Annotated in this window: 24 protein-coding genes and 1 pseudogene; 8 read left to right on the top strand and 17 right to left on the bottom strand. The window is 63.5% G+C overall.

The genetic code is table 11. From position 1 onward, the window contains the following. The first annotated feature begins 94 nt into the window (after positions 1 to 94). Both ACIPW4_RS06285 and ACIPW4_RS06290 read left to right on the top strand, forming a co-directional pair. Positions 95 to 1,294, top strand: a complete 1,200-nt coding sequence (locus tag ACIPW4_RS06285; protein ID WP_400655835.1) for a CaiB/BaiF CoA transferase family protein — start codon at positions 95 to 97, stop codon at positions 1,292 to 1,294. Between the two features lie 11 nt (positions 1,295 to 1,305). Then, positions 1,306 to 2,163 carry a TIGR02285 family protein gene (locus ACIPW4_RS06290; protein WP_400655838.1) on the top strand — a complete coding sequence of 286 codons (858 nt, stop codon included), beginning with the start codon at positions 1,306 to 1,308 and terminating at the stop codon, positions 2,161 to 2,163. A 138-nt stretch (positions 2,164 to 2,301) separates the two neighbouring features. Here the strand turns inward: ACIPW4_RS06290 and ACIPW4_RS06295 are convergent, their stop codons facing one another. The 6 genes from ACIPW4_RS06295 to xerD all read right to left on the bottom strand — a co-directional run bounded on the left by ACIPW4_RS06295 (position 2,302) and on the right by xerD (position 7,922). Continuing rightward, positions 2,302 to 2,583, bottom strand: coding sequence for a DUF3509 domain-containing protein (locus ACIPW4_RS06295; protein ID WP_400655840.1), 282 nt, complete (start codon positions 2,581 to 2,583; stop codon positions 2,302 to 2,304). 78 nt (positions 2,584 to 2,661) lie between these two features. Continuing rightward, positions 2,662 to 3,051 (bottom strand): histidine kinase, encoded by a 390-nt coding sequence (locus ACIPW4_RS06300; RefSeq protein ID WP_400655843.1) that lies wholly within the window; start codon positions 3,049 to 3,051, stop codon positions 2,662 to 2,664. Between the two features lie 215 nt (positions 3,052 to 3,266). Continuing rightward, on the bottom strand, positions 3,267 to 4,676 hold the full coding sequence (gene thrC / locus ACIPW4_RS06305; protein WP_400655846.1) for a threonine synthase: 1,410 nt from the start codon (positions 4,674 to 4,676) through the stop codon (positions 3,267 to 3,269). Positions 4,677 to 4,725: 49 nt separating this feature from the next. Beyond that, positions 4,726 to 6,030, bottom strand: a complete 1,305-nt coding sequence (locus ACIPW4_RS06310; protein WP_400655849.1) for a homoserine dehydrogenase — start codon at positions 6,028 to 6,030, stop codon at positions 4,726 to 4,728. An 82-nt stretch (positions 6,031 to 6,112) separates the two neighbouring features. Next, a complete protein-coding gene (locus ACIPW4_RS06315; protein ID WP_400655852.1) occupies positions 6,113 to 6,871 on the bottom strand; it encodes a thioredoxin fold domain-containing protein in 759 nt (252 codons plus the stop codon). 154 nt (positions 6,872 to 7,025) lie between these two features. Next, positions 7,026 to 7,922 (bottom strand): site-specific tyrosine recombinase XerD, encoded by an 897-nt coding sequence (gene xerD / locus ACIPW4_RS06320; RefSeq protein WP_400655855.1) that lies wholly within the window; start codon positions 7,920 to 7,922, stop codon positions 7,026 to 7,028. Between the two features lie 68 nt (positions 7,923 to 7,990). Between xerD and ACIPW4_RS06325 the strand changes: the two genes are divergently transcribed. Beyond that, positions 7,991 to 9,826 (top strand): cation:proton antiporter, encoded by a 1,836-nt coding sequence (locus tag ACIPW4_RS06325; RefSeq protein ID WP_400655858.1) that lies wholly within the window; start codon positions 7,991 to 7,993, stop codon positions 9,824 to 9,826. A gap of 3 nt (positions 9,827 to 9,829) precedes the next feature. Here ACIPW4_RS06325 and ACIPW4_RS06330 read toward each other — a convergent pair whose 3' ends face one another. The 6 genes from ACIPW4_RS06330 to ffh form a co-directional block, all read right to left on the bottom strand. Then, a complete protein-coding gene (locus ACIPW4_RS06330; RefSeq protein WP_400655860.1) occupies positions 9,830 to 10,237 on the bottom strand; it encodes an acyl-CoA thioesterase in 408 nt (135 codons plus the stop codon). Between the two features lie 93 nt (positions 10,238 to 10,330). Next, the gene (gene rplS, locus ACIPW4_RS06335) at positions 10,331 to 10,681 is read right to left on the bottom strand and encodes a 50S ribosomal protein L19 (RefSeq protein WP_023629812.1); all 351 of its coding nucleotides are present in this window, start codon (positions 10,679 to 10,681) and stop codon (positions 10,331 to 10,333) included. Between the two features lie 42 nt (positions 10,682 to 10,723). Beyond that, complete coding sequence (gene trmD / locus ACIPW4_RS06340; protein WP_135192778.1) at positions 10,724 to 11,476, bottom strand: tRNA (guanosine(37)-N1)-methyltransferase TrmD; 753 nt, start codon at positions 11,474 to 11,476, stop codon at positions 10,724 to 10,726. 3 nt (positions 11,477 to 11,479) lie between these two features. After that, positions 11,480 to 12,016 carry a ribosome maturation factor RimM gene (rimM, locus tag ACIPW4_RS06345; RefSeq protein ID WP_400655863.1) on the bottom strand — a complete coding sequence of 179 codons (537 nt, stop codon included), beginning with the start codon at positions 12,014 to 12,016 and terminating at the stop codon, positions 11,480 to 11,482. 5 nt (positions 12,017 to 12,021) lie between these two features. After that, positions 12,022 to 12,273, bottom strand: a complete 252-nt coding sequence (gene rpsP / locus ACIPW4_RS06350) for a 30S ribosomal protein S16 (RefSeq protein WP_027920106.1) — start codon at positions 12,271 to 12,273, stop codon at positions 12,022 to 12,024. Positions 12,274 to 12,508: 235 nt separating this feature from the next. After that, positions 12,509 to 13,885, bottom strand: coding sequence for a signal recognition particle protein (ffh, locus tag ACIPW4_RS06355; RefSeq protein ID WP_012270758.1), 1,377 nt, complete (start codon positions 13,883 to 13,885; stop codon positions 12,509 to 12,511). Between the two features lie 195 nt (positions 13,886 to 14,080). Between ffh and ACIPW4_RS06360 the strand changes: the two genes are divergently transcribed. The 3 genes from ACIPW4_RS06360 to ACIPW4_RS06370 all read left to right on the top strand — a co-directional run bounded on the left by ACIPW4_RS06360 (position 14,081) and on the right by ACIPW4_RS06370 (position 17,675). Beyond that, positions 14,081 to 14,890 (top strand): inner membrane protein YpjD, encoded by an 810-nt coding sequence (locus tag ACIPW4_RS06360; RefSeq protein ID WP_400655866.1) that lies wholly within the window; start codon positions 14,081 to 14,083, stop codon positions 14,888 to 14,890. Between the two features lie 9 nt (positions 14,891 to 14,899). Further along, positions 14,900 to 16,105: a transporter associated domain-containing protein gene (locus ACIPW4_RS06365; protein WP_400655868.1), complete on the top strand. Its 1,206-nt coding sequence runs from the start codon at positions 14,900 to 14,902 to the stop codon at positions 16,103 to 16,105. A gap of 271 nt (positions 16,106 to 16,376) precedes the next feature. Beyond that, the gene (locus ACIPW4_RS06370; RefSeq protein WP_400655870.1) at positions 16,377 to 17,675 is read left to right on the top strand and encodes an MFS transporter; all 1,299 of its coding nucleotides are present in this window, start codon (positions 16,377 to 16,379) and stop codon (positions 17,673 to 17,675) included. A gap of 141 nt (positions 17,676 to 17,816) precedes the next feature. On the opposite strand, the gene purT is transcribed toward ACIPW4_RS06370, so the two are convergent. The 5 genes from purT to ACIPW4_RS06395 all read right to left on the bottom strand — a co-directional run bounded on the left by purT (position 17,817) and on the right by ACIPW4_RS06395 (position 21,048). Next, positions 17,817 to 18,998: a formate-dependent phosphoribosylglycinamide formyltransferase gene (gene purT / locus ACIPW4_RS06375; protein WP_400655872.1), complete on the bottom strand. Its 1,182-nt coding sequence runs from the start codon at positions 18,996 to 18,998 to the stop codon at positions 17,817 to 17,819. A 76-nt stretch (positions 18,999 to 19,074) separates the two neighbouring features. Beyond that, entirely contained in the window at positions 19,075 to 19,542 is a 468-nt protein-coding gene (locus tag ACIPW4_RS06380; protein WP_400655874.1) for a VUT family protein, read from the bottom strand. 142 nt (positions 19,543 to 19,684) lie between these two features. Next, entirely contained in the window at positions 19,685 to 19,888 is a 204-nt protein-coding gene (locus ACIPW4_RS06385) for a DUF1289 domain-containing protein (protein ID WP_400655877.1), read from the bottom strand. Continuing rightward, entirely contained in the window at positions 19,881 to 20,405 is a 525-nt protein-coding gene (locus tag ACIPW4_RS06390) for a gamma carbonic anhydrase family protein (RefSeq protein WP_400655879.1), read from the bottom strand. The genes ACIPW4_RS06385 and ACIPW4_RS06390 overlap by 8 nt, the downstream gene beginning before the upstream one ends. Before the next feature lie 43 nt (positions 20,406 to 20,448). Continuing rightward, complete coding sequence (locus ACIPW4_RS06395; RefSeq protein WP_400655882.1) at positions 20,449 to 21,048, bottom strand: CoA pyrophosphatase; 600 nt, start codon at positions 21,046 to 21,048, stop codon at positions 20,449 to 20,451. Between the two features lie 126 nt (positions 21,049 to 21,174). Here ACIPW4_RS06395 and ACIPW4_RS06400 point away from each other — a divergent pair, with 126 nt between their 5' ends. Together ACIPW4_RS06400 and ACIPW4_RS06405 are read left to right on the top strand one after the other, a co-directional pair. Beyond that, on the top strand, positions 21,175 to 21,726 hold the full coding sequence (locus tag ACIPW4_RS06400) for an NUDIX hydrolase (protein ID WP_400655885.1): 552 nt from the start codon (positions 21,175 to 21,177) through the stop codon (positions 21,724 to 21,726). Between the two features lie 153 nt (positions 21,727 to 21,879). Then, positions 21,880 to 22,299: pseudogene (locus tag ACIPW4_RS06405) on the top strand (murein L,D-transpeptidase family protein); the annotation flags it as partial. Positions 22,300 to 22,399: the final 100 nt, after the last annotated feature.

Here is a 22,399-nt window from a genome sequence, read left to right on the forward strand (position 1 = left end):
CTAACCGATCCAGACTTGGCTTGCGCCGGAGCAGTATCGGCCGCTACGGACCTATGCTAAAACCACGGCTCTGACCAGTTGCCACGGATGCCTCATGTCTACGCCCAGCAAACCCCTCGCCGGCCTGAAAGTCATCGAGCTCGGCACCCTGATCGCCGGCCCGTTCGCCTCGCGGATCTGCGCCGAATTCGGTGCTGAAGTGATCAAGGTCGAGTCGCCGGACGGCGGCGACCCGCTGCGCAAATGGCGCAAGCTGTACGAGGGCACGTCATTGTGGTGGTTCGTGCAGGCGCGCAACAAGCAGTCGCTGACCCTCAACCTCAAGCACCCCGAGGGCCGTGACGTACTCAAGCGCCTGCTTGGCGAGGCCGACATCCTGATCGAAAACTTCCGCCCCGGCGTGCTGGAAAAGCTCGGCCTGGGCTGGGACGTGCTGCATGCACTGAACCCGCGCCTGGTGATGGTGCGCCTGTCCGGCTTTGGCCAGACCGGGCCGATGAAAGACCAGCCGGGCTTCGGTGCAGTCGGTGAATCAATGGGCGGCCTGCGTTACATCACCGGCTTCGACGACCGCCCGCCGGTACGCACCGGCATCTCCATCGGCGACTCGATCGCGGCGCTGTGGGGGGTGATTGGTGCGCTGATGGCACTGCGTCATCGCGAGGTCAACGGCGGCCAGGGCCAAGTGGTCGACGTGGCACTGTACGAGGCGATCTTCGCCATGATGGAAAGCATGGTCCCGGAATTCGACGTGTTCGGCTTCATCCGCGAACGCACCGGCAACATCATGCCGGGCATCACGCCCTCCTCCATCCACACCAGCGCCGATGGCAGGCATGTGCAGATCGGCGCCAATGGTGACGCCATCTTCAAGCGTTTCATGCAGGCCATTGGCCGCGTCGACCTGGCAGACGACCCGAGCCTGGCCAGCAACGATGGCCGCGATGCTCGGCGCGACGAGCTGTACGGGGTGATCGACCGCTGGGCCAACAGCCTGCCGCTGGATCAGTTGATGCAGGTCCTCACCGACGCCGAAGTGCCAGCCAGCCGTATCTACTCGGCCGAGGACATGTTCAACGACCCGCAATACCTGGCCCGCGAAATGTTCCTGCAGGCGCGCCTGCCGGACGGCAAGCCGTTCAAGATGCCGGGCATCGTCCCCAAGCTGTCGGACACCCCAGGCTCTGCCGAATGGGTCGGGCCAACGCTGGGCGAACACACCGACACCGTGCTGGCCGCCCTGGGCTATGACCCGGCAGCGATCGCCGGCCTGCGCCAGGCGGGCACGGTCTGAGGCTGTTGCAGATGCCTTCCCTGGCCCTGTGCTGCGCGCTGCTGCTGGCCCTGCTGACGGCACCGGCACAGGCCAAGGAACGCCTGCTGTGGCTGGTGCGCGACCTGCCGCCCTTTACCGTGTTCGAAGGCACGCAAAAGGGCAAGGGGGTTATCGACCAGATGCTGCCGCAGCTGATCGAGCAGATGCCCGAGTACGATCACAGCATCATCCGGGTCAACCGCGCACGTGGCCTCCAGATGCTCCAGGATGCAACCAGCCTCACCTGCGACCCGACGCTGCTGTGGACTGCCGAGCGGGCGAAGTTCGTGCATTTTTCGCAACCGACGCTCGGCGTGCTGAGCAGCGGCGTGGTGGTGCGCAAGACCGGGCAGGCGCTGCTGACGCCGTTCCTCGACGGCCAGCAGGTCGACCTCAAAGGCTTGCTCGGCAATACCCGGCTGAAGCTGGGCATCGTCGCCGAGCGCAGTTACAGCGCTCAGGTCGACGAGATCCTGCGCCAGTTGCCCGACTCGGCGTTCAGCCGCCACTACGGCAACGATGCCACCGCCAACCTGCTGCAGATGCAGCAGCTCGGGCGCCTGCAACTGGTGCTGGGCTACTGGCCGGAAGTACGTTACCTGATTCAGCAACATGGCGGCTCGCCGGAGGACTATCAGTTCCATCCGATCCAGGGCGTGAAGCGCTACCAGTTCCTGCACGTTGGCTGCTCGGACACCCCCGAGGGGCGCGCAGCCATCAGCCGCATCGACCAGCTACTAGCGGCCTTGCGCCTGACTACCCTGCCCGCCCTGTACGCGCACTGGCTCGACCCGGACCTGCGAGCCACCTACCTGGAAAAGAGCCGGCACTTCTTCGAAAGCCCCTGAACAGCGCGCAAAAAGAAACCCCGGACGCTGGGGAAGACGCCCGGGGCCAATCGAAAGTCCTCATGGACTTCCCGTGACAACCTGCCAGTACCGGAGCTGTGCACTGGCTGGCTGCCCTCAATGTCTCTGATAGGCCTTTCAGGCAAAGGTTCCCTGAGGCTGCTGGCGCTGTTGCAATGCCGCGATGACACAGGGCTGCAAGCGCCCTTCGACAATCTGCAGGTCACGGTGCAGGCCGTCTACCAGGTCGATCAGCAGGCTTTGCTCCTGCAACTGGCGCTGGCTGACGGTACGTCGCAAGGCGGTGCCGCCGAGGCTGTCGTACACGGTCAACTGGCGATTGCCGCTGGTATCGGTAGCACCCAGCTGAGCCTGATAGGGGGTAAGAGCGTCGTTGAGCAGTCTGCAGATTCTTTCCATCCGGATCACTCGCTTGTAATGGGACATGAAGGAACTGACCAGCAAGCGTGACGGAAAGTTCGATACGCCACGGCTGTGCTAGTGAGCATGCGTGGGTGACGTGACAGTTTGAATACGTTGCAGGGCTTGTTGCCAGCGCCCGACGGGCAGGGGCCAGGGAAGATCGGCGAGCACCCACAGGCCTTGGCGCCGGGCCTCATCGGCAAGGTTTGGACCGCCCACATTGACGTGGCCGACGAACAACACGGCCCGGGAAGAACTGGCCCGCTCGAGCAGGGCCGGGCCGTCCTTCAACCCATGCTCGAGGATCAGCAGGTCAGCGCCCTGCTTGCGTGCCAGGCAGGTGTCGAGGTCAGCCAGGTTGTGGGTGACACGCACGTTGAACAGACCTTGGGCATTGCAGGCCTGGTGCAGGAGGATCTGGTGGGATGGGCGTGCAGGGTGAATGAGCACGTAAGGCTGTCGCATGTGCCGCTCCTTGGGGGAAGGACCGAACACTTTAGACAAGGCTTCCTGAGCCTTACATAGGACAATTCCGCAAAAGGGTAAGGAAAGCTCTGAAATCCGGGGCTGCTTTGCAGCCCTTTCGCGACACAAGGCCGCTCCTACAAGGAATCGCAATCCACTGTAGGAGCGGCCTTGTGTCGCGAAAGGGCCGCAAAGCGGCCCCAAGGCCAATGCAATTACAACGGCTTGCCGCGGTTGCCATGCTGGCTGACAAAGGCCTGAACGGCCTTCAGGTCATTGGCCAGTACGGTGCAACGTTCTTCACGGCTGAACAGGTCGCTCAGGTGCGCCGGCAGCTCCAGCGCCTTGCCGACACCGGCCTTCTCCACCGCGTCGGGGAACTTGACCGGGTGCGCGGTACCCAGCACCACCATTGGCGTATCCAGGCTGCGGCGGCACTCGCGGGCGGCCTTGACGCCGATCGCAGTGTGAGGGTCGAGCACTTCACCGGTGGCGGCGAACACCTCGGCGATGGTCTCGCAGGTCTGCTCGTCGCTGACGGCCAGCGAATCGAACAGCTTGCGCGCCTCGGTCCAGCGGTCCTGCTCGACGCTGAAGCCGCCGCCTTGCTTGAAGTTCGCCATCAGCTCGGCCAGCGCGGAGCCGTTGCGACCGTGCAGGTCGAACAGCAGGCGCTCGAAGTTGGACGACACCATGATGTCCATCGACGGCGACAAGGTCGCGTGCAGGGTTTCCTTGACGTACTGGTTGCCGCTCATGAAACGGTGCAGGATGTCGTTGCGGTTGGTCGCGACAATCAGCTGGCTGACCGGCAGGCCCATGTTGCGCGCCAGGTAACCGGCGAAGATGTCGCCGAAGTTGCCGGTCGGTACCGAGAACGCCACCGAACGGGCCGGGCCGCCCAGCTGCAGCGCTGCGTGGAAGTAATAGACGATCTGGGCCATGATCCGCGCCCAGTTGATCGAGTTGACCGCGACCAGGCGAGTGCCCTTGAGGAACGACTGGTCGGCGAAGCTGGCCTTGACCATTTCCTGGCAGTCGTCGAAGTTGCCTTCGATGGCGATGTTGTGCACGTTGTCGCCGAACAGGGTGGTCATCTGGCGGCGCTGCACTTCCGACACGCGCTGGTGCGGGTGCAGGATGAAGATGTCGACGTTCTCGCAGCTGCGGCAACCTTCGATGGCGGCGGAACCGGTGTCACCGCTGGTGGCACCGATGATCACAACGCGCTCGTTGCGCTTGGCCAGCACGTGGTCGAGCAGGCGGCCGAGCAGCTGCAGGGCGAAGTCCTTGAATGCCAGGGTCGGGCCGTGGAACAGCTCCAGCACCCACTCGTTGCTGTTCAACTGACGCAGCGGGGCGACCGCAGCGTGGGCGAACTCGCCGTAGGTTTCTTCGAGGATCTTCTTGAAGTCGGCGTCGGCGATGCTGCCTTCGACGAACGGGCGCATTACCCGGAAGGCCAGCTCGTGGTAAGGCAGGCCGGCCCAGGAGGCGATCTCTTCCTGGGTGAAGCGTGGCAGGTTTTCAGGGACGTACAGGCCGCCGTCACTGGCCAGGCCAGCCAGCAGCACGTCTTCGAAGTTCAGGGCCGGAGCCTGGCCGCGGGTACTGATATAGCGCATAGGTGCAAACCTTCGATGCTAGGGCCGCGCGAACGGCCCGATTGGCAAATTAATTCAGCTGTTCGACGCGGATGCGCACGACCTTGCCGACCACGTCCTGCAGGGCTTCGAGCGCGACGATGGCATCGTTGATGCTCTGCTCGACCACGCCATGGGTCAGCAGGATCATCGGCACCAGGCCGTCCTGCTCCTCGGCTTCCTTCTGCATGATCGACTCGATGTTGATGCCGCGCTCCGACAGGATGCTCGCCACCTGAGCCAGCACGCCCGGATGGTCCTTGGCCTGAATACGCAGGTAGTAGGCGCTTTCGCAGGCCTCGATCGGCAGGATCGGGTGGGCCGACAGCGAGTCCGGCTGGAAGGCCAGGTGCGGTACACGGTTTTCCGGGTCAGAGGTCATGGCCCGAACCACATCGACCAGGTCAGCGACCACCGACGAAGCGGTCGGCTCCATGCCGGCGCCGGCACCGTAGTACAGGGTGGAACCGGCGGCATCGCCATTGACCATGACCGCATTCATCACGCCGTTGACGTTGGCGATCAGGCGGTCGGCCGGGATCAGCGTCGGGTGCACGCGCAGTTCGATGCCTTCGGCGGTGCGGCGGGCCACGCCCAGGTGCTTGATGCGGTAGCCCAGCGCTTCGGCGTAGTTCACGTCGGCGGTGGTCAGCTGGGTGATGCCCTCGGTGTAGGCCTTGTCGAACTGCAGCGGAATACCAAAGGCGATGGAGGCCAGAATGGTCAGCTTGTGCGCAGCATCGATGCCCTCGACGTCGAAGGTCGGATCGGCTTCGGCATAACCCAGCGCCTGGGCTTCGGCCAATACGTCGGGGAAGGCGCGGCCTTTCTCACGCATTTCAGTAAGAATGAAGTTGCCGGTGCCGTTGATGATCCCGGCCAGCCAGTTGATGCGGTTGGCCGACAGGCCTTCGCGGATCGCCTTGATCACCGGGATGCCACCGGCCACTGCCGCTTCGAAGGCAACGATAACGCCCTTCTCGCGGGCTTTGGCGAAGATTTCGTTGCCGTGCACGGCGATCAGCGCCTTGTTGGCGGTCACTACGTGCTTGCCGTTGTCGATCGCCTTGAGCACCAGGTCGCGGGCGATGGTGTAGCCACCGATCAGCTCGATGACAATGTCGATCTCCGGGTTGCTCGCAACATCGAACACGTCAGCGGTAATGGGGGTACCGGTAATCTGGCAGTTCGGGTTCTGCGAGCGCATGGCAATCTGTGCCACTTCAATACCGCGCCCGGCACGGCGGGCAATCTCCTCGGCGTTGCGCTGAAGTACATTGAAGGTTCCGCCACCGACGGTCCCCAACCCACAGATGCCTACTTTGACCGGTTTCACTGTGAACTCCCCATTGAACGGCCGGCGCCTTCACCGACCGTGAAACATGCCGTCACCCCATGACGACGGCGTATTGAATGAATTACTTGGCAGCCTGCTGCTCGCCCGCCAGGGCCAGTTTGGCCACTTGCGGTGCGGGCTGGTAACCCGGAATCACATGGCCGTTCTCGAGCACGATGGCCGGCGTGCCATTGACGCCGATCTGCTGGCCCAGCTGGAACTGCTTGCTGACCGGATTGGCGCACTTGGCGGCCTTGATTTCCTTGCCATCGACCATCTTGTCCATCGCCGCGCGGCGGTCGCTGGAGCACCAGACCGCCTGCAGCTGCTCGTCACCCGGCGAACCCAGGCCCTGACGCGGGAAGGCGACATAGCGCACTTCGATACCGCGGCGGTTGAGCTCGGGGATTTCGGCGTGCAGCTTGTGGCAGTACGGGCAAGTGGTGTCGGTAAACACGGTGATGTGCGCCTTGGTCTCGCCCTTGGCAGGATAAACCACGGTCTCGGCGGCTGGAATGCCGTTGATGAGTTTGGCGACGCCTTGACGCTCGGTCTTTTCGGTCAGGTTGACCGGTTTGCCGTCCTGCAGCTGGTACAGGTAGCCCTGCATGACGTACTGGCCATCAGCGCTGGCATACAGCACACGGCCGCCCTGCAGCTTGACTTCATACAGGCCATTGAGCGGGCTGCTGCCGACGCTTTCCACCGGTACTTCGAGTTCGAGGTTCTGCAACGACTTGCGGATGGCCTGCTCGGCGTTGGTATTGCTGTCGGCCGCGGCAACGGCAAAGGTACTGGCCAGCGCCATCACGGCGGCGGCGAAAATCTGGGTCACGCGCATGGGGAACTCCTGGAGGCGGACAGGGGCCGAGGGGCGTCACCTGCGGAAAAAACGCGGCGACCGTGCGGCCCTTGATGCAAACCGCCCAAGCCTATCACATCACACTGCTGATGAAGGGGCCTGCAAGGACCGGTCGGCGGAACATGAAAAACATTCATCCACGCGGATGGTGCTGGGCGTGCAGTTGCTGCAGCCGCGCCTTGGCCACATGGGTGTAGATCTGCGTGGTCGACAGATCGCTGTGGCCCAGCAGCATCTGCACCACGCGCAGATCGGCGCCGTGGTTGAGCAGGTGCGTGGCAAAGGCGTGGCGCAGGGTATGCGGCGACAGCGGCTTGTCGATGCAGGCCACCCGGGCCTGGTGCTTGATGCGGTGCCAGAAGGTCTGGCGGGTCATCTGCTCGCCGCGCTGGCTGGGGAACAACACATCGCTGGGGCGGCCATTGAGCAGTTCGGCGCGACCGTCACGCAGGTAGCGCTCCAGCCATACCACCGCCTCCTCGCCCATCGGCACCAGGCGTTCCTTGCTGCCCTTGCCCATCACCCGCAGCACGCCCTGGCGCAGGTTGACCTGATCGAGCGTCAGGCTGACCAGTTCGGTCACGCGCAAGCCACAGGCGTAAAGGACTTCGAGCATGGCGCGGTCGCGCTGGCCGATGGCCTCGCCCAGGTCCGGCGCCTGCAGCAAGGCTTCGACGTCGGCCTCCGACAGCGATTTGGGCAATGGCCGGCCAAGTTGCGGCATGTCGACCTGCAGGGTCGGGTCGACGGCCACCAGCTTCTCTCGCAGCAGGTAGCGGAAGAAGCCGCGCAGGCCGGAAAGAAAGCGCGCGGTCGAGCGCGGCTTGTAGCCTTGCTCGAGGCGCCAGGCCAGGTGATCCAGGATCAGTTCGCGGCCGGCGTCCGGCAGGGCTACCGAATGTTCCTGCAACCAGCCGTTGAACAGGGCCAGGTCGCTGCGATAGGACACGCGGGTGTTGTCGGACAGGCCTTTTTCGAGCCACAGGGCATCAAGAAACTGGTCGATCAGGGGGTGGTCGAGGGCGGGCATGAAAACTCGGTGGCAAACGACGAAATGGCGCTTAGTCTTTCATAACAACGCCGGCATAGGGAGTGCGCATGAACGAACAGCAAATTCTTCTGAGTGTGGGCGGTATCGGTGCGGCGGCACTGGCCTGCCAGTGGCTGGCCTGGCGCCTGAAACTGCCCGCCATCCTGTTCCTGCTGCTGTGCGGCATCGTCGCTGGCCCCTTGCTGGGCTGGCTGTCGCCTGAAGCCCTGTTCGGGCCACTGCTGATGCCCCTGGTTTCGCTGGCCGTGGCGCTGATCCTGTTCGAAGGCAGCCTGACCCTGCATATATCGCAATGGCGCGAGATCGGCAGCGTGGTGCACCGCCTGGTGACCGTCGGGGCGCTGAGCACCTGGCTGGTGATCGCCCTGGCCACCCATTGGCTGCTGGGGTTCGAATGGCCCCTGGCGATCCTGTTCGGCGCCCTGACCCTGGTGACCGGGCCCACGGTCATCGTCCCCATGCTGCGCGTGGTGCGGCCGAATGCGACGATCGCCAACATCCTGCGTTGGGAAGGCATCGTCATCGACCCGATCGGTGCCTTGCTGGCCGTGGTGGTCTACAGCTTCATCATCGCCACCGGCGACGGCTTCAGCCAGAGCCTGCTCACCTTCGCCGGGGTGATCTTTTGCGGGTGCGCACTGGGTGCTGCCGGTGGCTGGCTGCTGGGACAGGTGATGCGTGAGCAATGGCTTCCGGAATACCTGCACAACCTGGCGTCGCTGGCCGCCGTGCTGGGCATCTTCATTGCTGCCAACCAGATCGTCCACGAGTCCGGGCTGCTGGCAGTGACGGTGATGGGCATGTGGCTGGCCAACATGCGCGGGGTCGATGTGCGGCAGATCCTGCACTTCAAGGAGAACCTCAGCGTCCTGCTGATTTCCGGGCTGTTCATTCTGCTGGCCGCCCGCCTCGATCTGCATGCCCTGCTGTCGCTGGGCCCAGCCGTTCTGGCCTTGCTGCTGGTGATCCAGCTGCTGGCACGCCCGTTGAACGTGCTGCTTTCCACAGCCGGCTCCTCGCTGAACTGGCGCGAACGCGCGCTGCTGGCCTGGATTGCACCGCGAGGCATCGTGGCGGCTGCGGTGTCGGCGGTGTTCGCCATCCGCCTGGACCAGGCAGGCCACGCCTCGGCCCTGTTGCTGGTGCCTCTGACCTTCGCCGTGATCATCGGTACGGTCGTGCTGCAAAGCGCTACCGCTCGCCCACTGGCGCGGCTGCTCAAGGTCGCAGAGCCTGCACCCAGCGGCTTTCTGCTGGTAGGCGCCAACCCACCCGCGCGCACGCTGGCCAAAGCATTGCAGCAGCTTGGCTGCCGCGTCCTGCTAACCGATTCGAGCTGGGAAAACATACGGGCCGCGCGTATGGATGGCTTGCCAACCTACTTTGGCAACCCGGCTTCGCAGCACGCCGACGCACACCTGGACCTGGTGGGCCTCGGGCACCTGCTCGGGCTTTCGCCTGCCGGTGAACTCAATGCATTGGCCGGCGCGCGGTTTCGCCATGATTTCGGCCACAAGCGGCTTTTCGTGCTGGCCAGCGGGCTGGAAAACCGCCGTAGCGACAAGCATCGCGCCAGCGAAGAGCACCGCGGCCAGTTGCTCGGCTCTACCCCGATGACCTACCTGCAACTGGCCAATCGCCTGCTTGAAGGCGGTGAGTTGTTCAGCACGACGCTCACCGAGGCCTTTGGCTGGCCGCACTACCTGGCACTGCATGGCGAACGTGCGACCTTGCTGTTTGCCCGCGATGCTCATGGCTGGGTGCATGTCGCCTGCCCGGACGCCCCGCTGAACCCTCAGGCGGGCTGGACGCTGGTTTCACTGATTGACCCGGAGCCGGAAGTACCGCTGGCCACTGCCGGCGAAGCGCTGGCCGACCCGTAAGGCTCAGTTGCCGGGCAGTACCGGCACCGGGCGCTTGTCCTCGTCGATGGCGACAAAACTGAACACCCCATGGATGGCTCGTTCGCGGCCGTCCAGGTACATGTTCTCGACGAACACATCCACTTGCACCTGCAGGCTGGTGTTGCCGACCTTGACCACCGTGCCGACCAGTTCGACGATCGAGCCCGCCGGGATCGGGTGCTTGAAGTCGATGCGGTCGGTGGACACGGTCACCAGCGGCAGCCGACAGAAGCGCGTGGCGGCGATGAACGACACCTCGTCCATCCAGGCCAGCGCGGTGCCGCCGAACAGGGTGTTGTGGTGGTTGGTGGTGTTGGGGAACACCGCTTTGGTCACGCGGGTCACCGACAGCTCGGTGCGGCGCAGGATTTCCTGGTCTCGAGTGGTCATGTCTGTCACTTTTCACGGGTTTCAAAACGCAAAAAGCAGCCCGAAGGCTGCTTTTTCTCGCAAGGGGGCCTCAGGCCACCCGGCAAACTGTACTCAGGACAGTTTTTCCTTGATGCGAGCGGCTTTGCCGGACAGGTCGCGCAGGTAGTACAGCTTGGCTTTACGCACGTCACCACGACGTTTCACGGCCAGGCTGTCGATCTGCGGGCTGTAGGTCTGGAAGGTACGCTCAACGCCTACGCCGCTGGAGATCTTGCGCACGGTGAAGGCGCTGTTCAGACCGCGGTTACGCTTGGCGATGACAACGCCTTCGAAAGCCTGCAGACGGGAACGATCACCTTCCTTCACTTTAACCTGGACGACGATGGTGTCGCCTGGTGCGAAGGTCGGGATTTCCTTGCTCATCTGCTCGGCTTCGAGCTGCTGGATGATCTTGTTGGTCATGCTGTGCTCCTAAGATGGATACTTGATCCACCATCGATACGTTTAACTATCGTCCCGCTCGTGGAGATATTCCTCGAGCAGCTTCTTCTCTTCTCCAGAAAGCGAGCGACTTTCCAGAAGATCGGCGCGTCGTTCGAAGGTCCTACCAAGGGACTGCTTCATCCTCCAACGCCGGATATGTGCATGGTTGCCACTTAGCAACACGTCGGGAACACGCTGATCCGCATACACCTCAGGTCGGGTGTAGTGCGGGCAATCCAGCAGACCGTCGGTGAAGGAATCTTCCTCCGCCGAGTCCACATGCCCTAAAGCTCCGGGCAGCAGCCGTGTAACCGCATCGATCAGTACCATGGCCGGCAGCTCGCCACCGGAAAGCACATAGTCACCAATCGACCACTCCTCATCGACATGAGCCTCGATAAAGCGCTCGTCGATGCCTTCATAACGACCGGCGATCAGGATCAACGATTCCTGTTCGGCCAGGCCTTTGACCGCCTGCTGTGTCAGCTTGCGGCCTTGTGGCGAAAGGTAGATCACCTTCGCCGCAGCTCCGGTCGCTTGCCTGGCGCTAACCAGGGCGTCTTCCAGAGGCTTGATTTTCATCACCATGCCCGGACCACCGCCAAACGGCCGATCATCTACCGTGTGGTGACGATCTGTGGTGTAGTCCCGCGGGTTCCAGCAAGTCACCTGAAGCAACCCCTGTTTCACCGCGCGGCTGGTAATGCCGTACTCCGTGATGGCCGAGAACATCTCGGGGAACAACGTGATGACGTCTACGCGAAGGTTACCCATCGTTCAGAAGTCCGCGTCCCACTCAACCCGCATCACGCCTGCTTCCAGGTCGATACCGAGCACGCATTGCGCCGTATAGGGCAACAGACGCTCGCGATCATCCAGGCTGCCTGCGCAGGGCTTGACCACCATTACATCGTTCGCACCGGTCTCCAACAGGTGATCGACCTTGCCGAACAGTTGTTCGTCCTGGTTGATGACCTTCAGACCCACCAACTGGTACCAGTAGTACTCGTCGGCAGCCAGGTTGGGCAAAAGGCTCCGCGGGATGCAGATTTCGTAACCACTCAGAAGACGGGCTTCTTCGCGATCATCGAGGCCTTTCAATTTCACGACCAGGCCCTTTTGGGAGCCACGACCGCTGACCAGCTCAGCCTGCTTTACCTTGCCTTCGTGCCGAAGCGTCCAGCGCGGATAATCCAACAGGTTTTCAATCGGATCGGTAAAGGAAAACACCTTCACCTCGCCGCGAACGCCGTGAACCGAAAAAATCTTGCCAACGACGATCAGGTCGTCAGCCTTTTCTGGCGTCGCGTTCATACTGTTTAGGCGGCAGCCTTGGCAGCGTCCTTCAGCAGCTGAGCAACGCGCTCAGACGGCTGTGCGCCCTGGCTCAGCCAGTAGGAAACGCGCTCTTGGTTGACCGACAGCTTGACTTCGGCGCCCGATGCGATCGGGTTGAAGAAGCCTACGCGCTCAACGAAACGGCCGTCACGGGCGTTACGCGAGTTGGTCACGGTCAGGTGGTAGAATGGGCGCTTTTTCGAGCCGCCACGGGCAAGACGAATGGTTACCATGTGAACATTGTTCCTATAGTCGGTGCTGCAAATCTGAATGCCAAATAGGCACACGGGTGCCCAAAAGGCCGCATATTCTCGGGGAATACACGGACATTTGCAAATGCCTTTTTCGCAAGAGCCCTGCCCTGCCGTCCAGATTTGCCGGTTAAGCCACGGAATCCGCGGCCGTTGCCCCGCCAGGGCGGGGGTTCCGGGCACCCGCTCATCGATAAGCAGGTACCCAAAATAGGGGTTACAGCTTCGGCATGCCGCCGCCTGGCAGCATCCCGCCCAGGCCGCGCATCATCTTGGCCATGCCGCCCTTGGCGGAGAATTTCTTCATCATCTTCTGCATCTGCTTGTGCTGCTTGATCAGCCGGCCGATGTCCTGCACCTGGGTGCCGGAGCCGAGGGCGATGCGGCGCTTGCGCGAACCGCTGATCAGGTCAGGGTCGCGACGCTCGGCCGGGGTCATCGAGTTGATGATCGCCTCCATCTGCTTGAACTGCTTCTCGGCGGCGCCCTGGGCGTTGCCCATCTGCGACAGGTTGACCCCGCCGATGCTCGGCAGCTTGTCCATCAGGCCGCCCAGACCGCCCATGTTCTTCATCTGTTGCAGCTGGTCACGGAAGTCTTCGAGGTCGAAGCCCTTGCCCTTCTTCAGCTTCTTGGCCAGCTTGTCGGCCTTGGCCTTGTCGATGGTCTGCTCGGCCTGCTCGATCAGGCTGAGCACGTCGCCCATGCCGAGGATGCGCGAAGCCACACGGTCCGGGTGGAACGGCTCGAGGGCTTCGGTCTTCTCGCCCATACCGATGAACTTGATCGGCTTGCCGGTAATGGCGCGCACCGACAGCGCAGCACCGCCACGGGCGTCGCCGTCGACCTTGGTCAGTACCACACCGGTCAGCGGCAGGGCCTCACCGAACGCCTTGGCGGTGTTGGCAGCGTCCTGGCCAGTCATGGCGTCGACCACGAACAGGGTCTCGATCGGCTTGACCGCAGCGTGCAGCGCCTTGATCTCGTCCATCATGTCGGCGTCGATGTGCAGGCGGCCGGCGGTGTCGACGATGACGACATCGATGAACTTGAGTTTGGCTTCGCGGATCGCAGCTTCCGCGATCGCCACCGGTTTCTGGCTGATGTCGGACGGGAAGAAGGTCACGCCGATGTCGTTGGCCAGGGTTTCCAGCTGCTTGATCGCCGCCGGGCGGTAGACGTCGGCGGAAACCACCATCACGCTCTTCTTCTTGCGCTCCTTGAGGAAGCGCGCCAGCTTGCCGGCGGTGGTGGTCTTGCCCGCCCCCTGCAAGCCTGCCATCAGCACCACGGCCGGCGGCGCGGCGTTCAGCGCGAGGTCTTCGTTGGCCGCGCCCATCAGGCTTTCCAGCTCGGCCTGGACAATCTTCACGAACGCCTGGCCCGGGGTCAGGCTGCGCGACACCTCGGTGCCGACCGCACGCTCCTTGACGCTGTTGACGAAATCCTTGACCACCGGCAGGGCAACGTCGGCCTCGAGCAGGGCCATACGCACTTCGCGCAACGTGTCCTTGATGTTGTCTTCAGTCAGCTTGGCCTTGCCGGTGACATGGCGCAGCGTCTGTGACAGGCGGTCGGTCAGGTTTTCGAACATGGTGATCCTTTCAGGCCCAGTAAAAGCCGAGGTTTGTCAGGCGCCCGAGGGGGAAATGCACACCCGCCAGGCACAGCAAGGCGGCGATTATAACGAAGTGCGGCGGCGGCGCACACCTCGCTGCCGATCGGTCTGGATGGCCGGTGGCGTTCTATGCCAAACTCCGTCTCTTTCAGGGCTCTGCAACCAGGACTTATGGTCTCCTCTCCCAGCCTCATCCCCAATCTGATCGCTGCCGGCTTATATATAGCTGCGGCCATCTACCAGGGCTCCCTCCTGGCCCAGGGCCGCAAGGCCGACAAACGCCTGCTTGGCCTGCTCGGCGCCCTCGCCGTCGTCGCCCAGGGCGGCGCGCTGTTCTTCCAGCTGATCACTCCGCTGGGGCTGAGCCTGGACTTCTTCAGCGCCGCCAGCCTGATCGCCGTGGCGGTCATCGCCCTGACACTGCTGGCCTGCCTGCGCATCCCGGTGGAAAACCTGCTGGTGCTGCTGTTCCCGCTCGGCGCCGTCACCGCCCTGCTGGCACAGTTCGCCCCGCCCGGCACGGTGCCGCTGATCAACGAAGAACCCGGCATACTCGCGCACATCCTGCTGTCGATCCTGGCCTATGGCCTGTTCACCATCGCGGTGTTCCAGTCGCTGCTGTTGCTGCTGCAGGACCGCCAGCTGAAGAACAAGCACCCGTCCGGGCTGATCCGCAACTTCCCGCCGCTGCAGACCATGGAAAGCCTGCTGTTCGGCTTCCTCTGGGCGGGCTGGTGCCTGCTCTCGCTGTCGCTGATTTCCGGCTGGCTGTTCCTTGAGAACCTGTTCGCCCAGCACCTGGTGCACAAGACCTCGCTGGCCTGCATCGCCTGGATCGTGTTCAGCGTGCTGCTGTGGGGGCGCACCCGCCTGGGCTGGCGCGGACACAAGGCGATCCGCTGGACCCTGGCCGGTTTCTGCCTGCTGATGCTGGCCTATTTCGGCAGCAAGCTGGTTCGCGAATTCATCCTGCATATCTGACGGCCGCCCATGGATACCCTGCCGTTCGCACCGCTTCTCGGCATTCTGGCACTGGCGCTGCTGTGGTCGGCGTTGTTCACCGCCGTGGACGCCGCCCGCCTGCAACTCAACGGTTCGCTGCGCAATGGCGATGACGGCCAGCCGCCGCTGCCGGCCCAGGCCCTGGTGCTGTGCGCCAGCCTGGGCAAGCTGCTGGTGCTGGGCCTGGCGTGCCTGATCGGCCAACGCCAGAACGGTGAACACGGTTTCTGGCTGGCTGGCCTGGCCGCCGTGGCAGCCCTGCTGGTGCTCGCCGAATTCCTGCCGCGCCGCCTGGCGCGGCGCAACCCGCAGGCCTTCATCAGTCTTGGCCTGAGCCTGCGGCCATTCCCGCTCGCCCTCCTGCAACCCTTGGCCTGCCTGTTCGACGGCACCGCCAGGCTGATGCTGCGCCCGTTCCGCGTGCAGCCCACGGCGGTGGCCCTGCACCCGCAGGAGAGCGACGACTTCGACGAAGACGACGAGCACGAGGCACCGCGCCACGGTTTGCTCGACGGCCTGCAGTCGCTGGACAAGATCACCGTCAATGACATCCTGGTACCCCGCAACGAAGTCGACGGCATCAACCTTGACGAGCCCATCGAGCACATTATCGAGCAACTGATCGTCAGCCGGCACACGCGCCTGCCGGTGTACCACAGCGATATCAACCAGGTCGAAGCGATCCTCAACACCAAGCTCATCAGCCACCTGCTGCCCAAGGCCGAGCTGGCCATGGAACAACTGCTGGGCGCCTGCTACGAACCCTACTTCGTGCCGGAAAGCACCCCCCTGCAGATGCAGCTGCTGAACTTCCACAAGCAACAGCGGCGCCTGGGTGTGGTGGTGGACGAATACGGCGAGGTGCTGGGCATCGTCACCCTGGAAGACATCCTCGAAGAGATCGTCGGCGAGTTCGAGGACGAACAGAGCCTCGACAACCCGCACGTACACGCCCAGCCCGATGGCACCTTCGTCATCGAAGGCACCGCCTCGCTGCGCGAAATCAACCGTACCCTGGGCTGGCACCTGCCCTGCGACGGCGGCCCGAAAACCCTCAACGGGCTGGTCACCGAAGCCCTCGAGAGCATCCCGGAAAGCGCCGTTTGCCTGAAGATCGGCCGCTATCGCCTGGAAATCCTCGAAACAGAGGACAATTGCGCCAGCAAGGTACTGGTGTGGACCGTGACCCGATAGCTATACTCGGGTCACGCTTACCCAGCCCCGCCGTTCCGCCTGCTACCCGCACCCGGCGCCACACGGCCAGTCCGCACCACTGACATCCCCGCGGTCCTGCTTCAACACCCCGAACAGTGCCCGCTCCCGCCCCTACCCGCCTTGGGCTGGCGTCAGTCGCGCGAACACAACAACAATACGCTCCAGCGTCCGCCAAGTTGTGCCTGCCTTCTACGCCTGCACAGGCCACGGACAATGCATGGAACGGAACAGACTGTTAGGGACCTACTTAATGACAACCAGTACCTATGCCGAGGCGCCTGCCGCGCCGGTCAACTCGCCTGCGCGGGTGGCCACCGCCAGTTTCATCGGCACCGCCATCGAGTTCTACGATTTCTACGTCTACGCCACCGCCGCCGCGCTGGTAATCGGCCCGGTGTTCTTCCCGTCGGGGTCTGGCACCGCTCAGATGCTCGCGGCCTTCATCACTTTCGGCATCGCCTTCCTCGCCCGCCCGCTGGGCTCGGCATTGTTCGGCCACTTCGGTGACCGCATCGGACGCAAGTCGACCCTGGTCGCCTCGCTGCTGCTGATGGGCGTATCGACCACGCTGATCGGCGTGCTGCCGGGTTATGAGAGCATCGGCGTGTGGGCACCTATCCTGCTCTGCCTGCTGCGCTTCGGTCAGGGCCTTGGCCTGGGTGGTGAATGGGGCGGTGCAGCGCTGCTGGCCACCGAAAACGCACCAGAGGGCAAACGCGCCTGGTTCGGCATGTTCCCGCAACTTGGCCCTTCGATCGGCTTCCTTGCGGCCAACGGCCTGTTCCTGACCCTGGCCATGCTGCTCAGCGACGAGCAGTTCCGTGAGTGGGGCTGGCGCATTCCGTTCCTGCTCAGTGCCGCGCTGGTGATGGTAGGGCTGTATGTGCGCCTGAAGCTTGAAGAAAGCCCGGTGTTCGCCAAGGCAGTCGCTCGCCACGAGCGGGTGAAAATGCCGGTGGTCGACCTGTTCGGCAAATACTGGATGCCAACGCTGCTGGGCGCAGCGGCCATGGTGGTGTGCTATGCGCTGTTCTATATCTCGACGGTGTTCTCGCTCAGCTATGGCGTGACCACACTGGGCTACAGCCGCGAGACCTTCCTCGGCCTGCTGTGCTTCGCCGTGGTGTTCATGGCCCTGGCCACACCGCTGTCGGCCTGGCTGAGTGACCGATACGGGCGCAAGCCGGTGCTGATCGTCGGTGGCCTGCTGGCGGTGGCTTCAGGTTTTACCATGGAGCCGCTGCTGACCTCGGGTTCGACCACGGGTGTGGCGCTGTTCCTGGCCATCGAGCTGTTCCTGATGGGTGTGACCTTCGCGCCGATGGGGGCCCTGCTGCCTGAGCTGTTCCCGACCCACGTGCGTTATACCGGCGCTTCGGCGGCGTACAACCTGGGCGGCATCGTCGGGGCTTCGGCGGCGCCGTTCTTTGCCCAGAAGCTGGTGACCATGGGCGGGTTGAGCTGGGTGGGGGGCTATGTGTCAGCGGCGGCGGTGATCAGCCTGATTGCCGTGCTGTGCCTTAAGGAAACCCGCGATACCGAGCTTTGATGCATTGGGGCTGCTTTGCAGCCCTTTCGCGACACAAGGCCGCTCCTACATGAGGTCACGCAAGCCGAAGCTGATGCGATCCCCTGTAGGAGCGGCCTTGTGTCGCGAAAGGGCCGCAAAGCGGCCCCCAGCAATCTCGGATCAGAACTCGACCTTGACCGCCTGCGCAGCACGGGTCGCCTTGGCCCGCGCCGCTTCGACCGACTCATCACGCGCCAGGCACACGCCCATGCGGCGGGTGCCGTTGATTTCCGGCTTGCCGAACAGGCGAATGGCCGTATCAGGCTCGCTCAGTGCAGCCCCCAGGTTGGCGAAGCTGGTCTGCTGCGACTGGCCTTCCGGCAGGATAACCGCCGAAGCCGACGGCCCGAACTGGCGCACCACCGGGATCGGCAGGCCGAGAATGGCGCGGGCATGCAGGGCGAACTGCGACAGGTCCTGGGAAATCAGGGTGACCAGGCCAGTGTCATGCGGGCGTGGCGACACTTCGCTGAACCACACCTGGTCGCCTTTGACGAACAGCTCCACACCGAACAGGCCACGCCCACCCAGTGCATCGGTGACCGCCTTGGCCACGCGCTGCGATTCGGCCAGGGCTTTCGCACTCATGGCCTGCGGCTGCCAGGATTCCTGGTAGTCGCCCTTCTCCTGACGGTGGCCGACCGGCTCGAGGAACGTGGTGCCGCCCACATGGCGCACGGTCAGCAGGGTGATTTCGTATTCGAAGTCGATGAAACCCTCGATGATCACCCGGCCCTTGCCGGCGCGGCCGCCTTCCTGGGCGTAATCCCAGGACTTCTGCAGGTCGGCATCGCTGCGCAGCAGGCTCTGGCCTTTGCCCGAGGAGCTCATCACCGGCTTGACCACGCACGGGTAACCGACATCGGCCACAGCCTTGGCGTAGTCCTCGAAGGTGTCAGCGAAGTGGTACGGCGAAGTTGGCAGGTCCAGTTCTTCGGCAGCCAGGCGGCGGATGCCTTCGCGGTTCATGGTCAGATGGGTGGCGCGGGCGGTCGGCACCACGGTGAAGCCTTCGTTTTCCAGCTCGACCAGGGTGGCGGTGGCGATGGCTTCGATTTCCGGCACGATGTAGTGCGGTTTTTCCGCTTCGATGATCGCCCGCAGGGCAACGCCATCGAGCATGTTGACCACGTGGCTGCGGTGCGCCACCTGCATCGCCGGGGCATTGGCGTAGCGGTCGACGGCGATTACCTCGACACCCAGGCGCTGCAGCTCGATCACCACTTCCTTGCCCAGCTCGCCACAGCCGCAGAGCAGTACACGGGTCGCGGTCGGCGACAATGGGGTTCCGATACGGGTCATTTCAGGTCCTCGAAGGCGTCCGGGGCCGCGCCAGGCTTGGCACGGCCCGCTGAAAAAGGACCGGTATTCTACACCATCAGCATGCTACAGCGGCCCGCCGCGCACGAAATGCCATGGCCAGCCAGACAGCCGTGACACCGGCGAATTTCGAGGCCATGGCGGTGCCGATCACCATCGGCGTCATGGCGCCGATCATGCCGAAGAAGATGAAGGTATCCACCGGGATGCTCAGCGCCGAGCTCAGCCACAGGCGGTCGCGCAGCGGGCGGCGGGTGATGCTGAACACCAGCCAGTCGATCAGTTCGGAGACGAAGAACGCGGTGGCGCTGGCCAGGGCGATGGCCGGCTCCGAGGTGGCGTACGACAGCACCAGGGCCAGCAGCATGGCGATCAGCGCACCGTGGCCGTAGCGGGTCTGCACCATGTCGCGCAGGATGAACACCAGGCCGCCCCAGCAGGACCAGATGATGTCCAGGTGCGGGGCGCTGGAGAAGGCGTAGTTGATCAGCACTACGCTGCTGATATAGGCAAGTAGATAGAACATGGGCAGATTTTCTGTGAGCAAGCCCGACAGATTACCGCTGGCTTCTTCGCGGGTAAACCCGCTCCCACAGGGATCGCACCCGAATCAGAAACAGTGCAGTACCCGAGGGAGCGGGTTTACCCGCGAAGAAGCCAGCGCAGAATCACGCCCCGATAATCATTCCGGCCGCCACCGCACGCTCATGGCACAGCTTCAGCACCGCCCGGCGCTCGGTATTGTCCATCCGCCCCCACCGGCCGATCTCGGCCACGGTGCGCTGGCAGCCAGTACAGATATCCTGCTCATCCAGCGCGCAAATACTCACGCACGGCGATGCCACCGGACGCTCCACTGCCACTTCACTCATCGTCGACCACCAGTTCTCGGGCATAACGCTCGGCATTATGCACGTAGTGCGCGGCGCTGGCCTCGAGCATGCGCTTTTGCTGCTCGGTCAGCTCACGCACCACCTTGCCCGGCGAGCCCATTACCAGCGAGCCATCGGGGATTTCCTTGCCCTCCGGGATCAGCGCATTGGCGCCGATGATGCAGTGCTTGCCGATGCGCGCACCATTGAGGATGACCGCATTGATGCCGATCAGGCTGTAGTCGCCCACCGTGCAGCCATGCAGCATGGCGTTGTGGCCGATGGTCACGCCCTTGCCCAGGGTCAACGGCGCGCCCATGTCGGTGTGCATCACGGTACCGTCCTGGACGTTGCTGTCCTCGCCGATGTCGATCAGTTCGTTATCACCCCGCAGCACCGCACCAAACCACACGCTGGCACGGGCCTGCAGGCGCACTTTGCCGATCAGGGTGGCGTTGGGTGCGGCCCAGCTGGTGGGGTGGCATTCGACCCGATGGTCGCCCAGGCGGTATTTCATGTTCGCTCCTCAGGGTTCACGCAGACGGCGGGGTGTGCCCCGCTCAGATTTCGATGTAGCGCTCAGGGGGTTGATGCAGGCTGATGCCGGCGTCATACAACAGGTTGACCAGCTCGACGATCATGATCGCCGACAGCCCCCAGATCTTGTACTCGCCATAGCGATAGCTGGGCACGTACCAGCTGCGGCCCTGGTAATCGATACGGTGGGTGTGGTCACGCGGGTCCTGGCGGAAGAATTCCAGCGGCACGCTGAAGACTGCCGCGATTTCGGCATCATTGGCGCGGTATTCGACGAAATCCGGGATCAGCCCGACGAACGGGGTCACTTTCAGGCCGTGCAGGGATATCAGCGGGCTGAGCGGGCCGACCACCTCCACCAGGCCGGGCGGCAGGCCGATTTCTTCCTCGGCCTCGCGCAGCGCGGTAAACACCAGGTCCGGGTCTTCGGGGTCGCGGCGGCCACCGGGAAAAGCGACTTCGCCGCCGTGGGTGGACAGCCCCTGGGCACGTAGGGTCAAAACGAGCTCGGGCGCTTCGCTGCGGGTAATGGGCAAAAGGACCGCCGCCTCGGGGAACCGTCGGTCGGTTTCCAGTGAAGCGGGATGGTGGTTGCTCATACGGCGAAGTAGCTCGTCCAGCATTGCGCACTCTCGTTTCCAAGGCCTGCCGTGCATGATGCACCAAAGCCGCGAAGCACCCAAGCCCCGCACGCTTGCGGCGGCCCCGCCCGGCACGCCAAGATAGGCCGATCATTAAGGAAGTACAGCATGAAATTCTGCAGCGCATGCGGCCAGCCGGTCATTCAGCGGATCCCTGAGGGCGACAGCCGCCTGCGGTACGTCTGCGAGTCTTGCCAGACCATCCACTACCAGAACCCCAACATCGTCGCCGGGGTGCTGCCCACCTGGGGCAGCCAGGTGCTGCTGTGCCGTCGCGCCATCGAGCCGCGCCGCGGCTTCTGGACGCTACCGGCCGGTTTCATGGAAAATGGCGAAACCCTCGACCAGGCCGCCCGTCGCGAAACCGTCGAAGAAGCCTGTGCCCGAGTCGGGGACATGGCCCTGTACCAGCTGTTCGACCTGCCGCACATCAGCCAGGTGCATGTGTTCTTCCGCGCCGAACTGGCGGACCTTGAGTACGCCGTCGGTGTCGAAAGCCTGGAGGTGCGGTTGTTCGAAGAGCACGAAATACCGTGGAGCGAGCTGGCTTTCCGCACCGTCACTCGCACACTAGAATGCTATTATCGCGACCGCATCAGGCAGCATTACCCGATTGGCCATGAATACCTGCCGCCGATGAATGTTTCGCCCACCTCTTAAGCTTGCAGGTACTGCTTCATGCGCTGGTTGTTCGCCCTTTTCTGCCTTTGCGTTACCACGGTGTCCCAGGCGGCCTTCACCGAAGTCATCATTCGCAAGCCACAACCGCCCGTGCCGGTGCAGTCGCAATCCCAGGCGGCCATGCAGCCGCTGATCGACAAGGTGCTGGTGATCAAGTCGCAGCGGCGCCTGCAGCTGATCAGCCGTGGCGAGCCGCTGAAGACCTACCGCATCTCGCTGGGCAAGCAACCCAAGGGGGCCAAGGAGCGCGAAGGCGACAAGAAGACGCCTGAAGGCCTGTACTGGCTGGACTGGCGCAAGGAAAGCGACCGCTTCAACCTGGCCATGCACATCACCTACCCGAACGTCAGCGACGCCGCCCGCGCCACCCGCGAAGGCTGGAGTGCCGGCAGCATGATCATGATCCATGGCACGCCGATCAACGATGACTACCCCGAGTGGTACTTCCACACCCTCGACTGGACCGATGGCTGCATCGCCATGCGCAACCACGACATGCAGGAAGTGTGGGAGCTGGTCCGCGATGGCACCTTGATCGAGATTCGCCCCTGATAGTCCTGCAAGCAGACTGGGCTTGTAGGACCGTTCGTACTTCAAATACACATCTGCCCTACGCCCTGCAGTGGCCGGGTACTGCATCCAACTGAGGGCA

Source organism: Pseudomonas sp. NPDC089996, assembly GCF_044748405.1.
Classification (GTDB): Bacteria; Pseudomonadota; Gammaproteobacteria; order Pseudomonadales; family Pseudomonadaceae; genus Aquipseudomonas.

Bases quoted from the DNA above. Each gene is read 5' to 3' on its own strand.
- ACIPW4_RS06285 (WP_400655835.1), top strand. From the start codon at position 95: ATGTCTACGCCCAGCAAACCCCTCGCCGGCCTGAAAGTCATCGAGCTC.
- ACIPW4_RS06290 (WP_400655838.1), top strand. From the start codon at position 1,306: ATGCCTTCCCTGGCCCTGTGCTGCGCGCTGCTGCTGGCCCTGCTGACG.
- ACIPW4_RS06295 (WP_400655840.1), bottom strand. From the start codon at position 2,583: ATGGAAAGAATCTGCAGACTGCTCAACGACGCTCTTACCCCCTATCAG.
- ACIPW4_RS06300 (WP_400655843.1), bottom strand. From the start codon at position 3,051: ATGCGACAGCCTTACGTGCTCATTCACCCTGCACGCCCATCCCACCAG.
- thrC (WP_400655846.1), bottom strand. From the start codon at position 4,676: ATGCGCTATATCAGTACCCGCGGCCAGGCTCCGGCCCTGAACTTCGAA.
- ACIPW4_RS06315 (WP_400655852.1), bottom strand. From the start codon at position 6,871: ATGCGCGTGACCCAGATTTTCGCCGCCGCCGTGATGGCGCTGGCCAGT.
- xerD (WP_400655855.1), bottom strand. From the start codon at position 7,922: ATGCCCGCCCTCGACCACCCCCTGATCGACCAGTTTCTTGATGCCCTG.
- ACIPW4_RS06325 (WP_400655858.1), top strand. From the start codon at position 7,991: ATGAACGAACAGCAAATTCTTCTGAGTGTGGGCGGTATCGGTGCGGCG.
- ACIPW4_RS06330 (WP_400655860.1), bottom strand. From the start codon at position 10,237: ATGACCACTCGAGACCAGGAAATCCTGCGCCGCACCGAGCTGTCGGTG.
- rplS (WP_023629812.1), bottom strand. From the start codon at position 10,681: ATGACCAACAAGATCATCCAGCAGCTCGAAGCCGAGCAGATGAGCAAG.
- trmD (WP_135192778.1), bottom strand. From the start codon at position 11,476: ATGGGTAACCTTCGCGTAGACGTCATCACGTTGTTCCCCGAGATGTTC.
- rimM (WP_400655863.1), bottom strand. From the start codon at position 12,016: ATGAACGCGACGCCAGAAAAGGCTGACGACCTGATCGTCGTTGGCAAG.
- rpsP (WP_027920106.1), bottom strand. From the start codon at position 12,273: ATGGTAACCATTCGTCTTGCCCGTGGCGGCTCGAAAAAGCGCCCATTC.
- ffh (WP_012270758.1), bottom strand. From the start codon at position 13,885: ATGTTCGAAAACCTGACCGACCGCCTGTCACAGACGCTGCGCCATGTC.
- ACIPW4_RS06360 (WP_400655866.1), top strand. From the start codon at position 14,081: ATGGTCTCCTCTCCCAGCCTCATCCCCAATCTGATCGCTGCCGGCTTA.
- ACIPW4_RS06365 (WP_400655868.1), top strand. From the start codon at position 14,900: ATGGATACCCTGCCGTTCGCACCGCTTCTCGGCATTCTGGCACTGGCG.
- ACIPW4_RS06370 (WP_400655870.1), top strand. From the start codon at position 16,377: ATGACAACCAGTACCTATGCCGAGGCGCCTGCCGCGCCGGTCAACTCG.
- purT (WP_400655872.1), bottom strand. From the start codon at position 18,998: ATGACCCGTATCGGAACCCCATTGTCGCCGACCGCGACCCGTGTACTG.
- ACIPW4_RS06380 (WP_400655874.1), bottom strand. From the start codon at position 19,542: ATGTTCTATCTACTTGCCTATATCAGCAGCGTAGTGCTGATCAACTAC.
- ACIPW4_RS06385 (WP_400655877.1), bottom strand. From the start codon at position 19,888: ATGAGTGAAGTGGCAGTGGAGCGTCCGGTGGCATCGCCGTGCGTGAGT.
- ACIPW4_RS06390 (WP_400655879.1), bottom strand. From the start codon at position 20,405: ATGAAATACCGCCTGGGCGACCATCGGGTCGAATGCCACCCCACCAGC.
- ACIPW4_RS06395 (WP_400655882.1), bottom strand. From the start codon at position 21,048: ATGCTGGACGAGCTACTTCGCCGTATGAGCAACCACCATCCCGCTTCA.
- ACIPW4_RS06400 (WP_400655885.1), top strand. From the start codon at position 21,175: ATGAAATTCTGCAGCGCATGCGGCCAGCCGGTCATTCAGCGGATCCCT.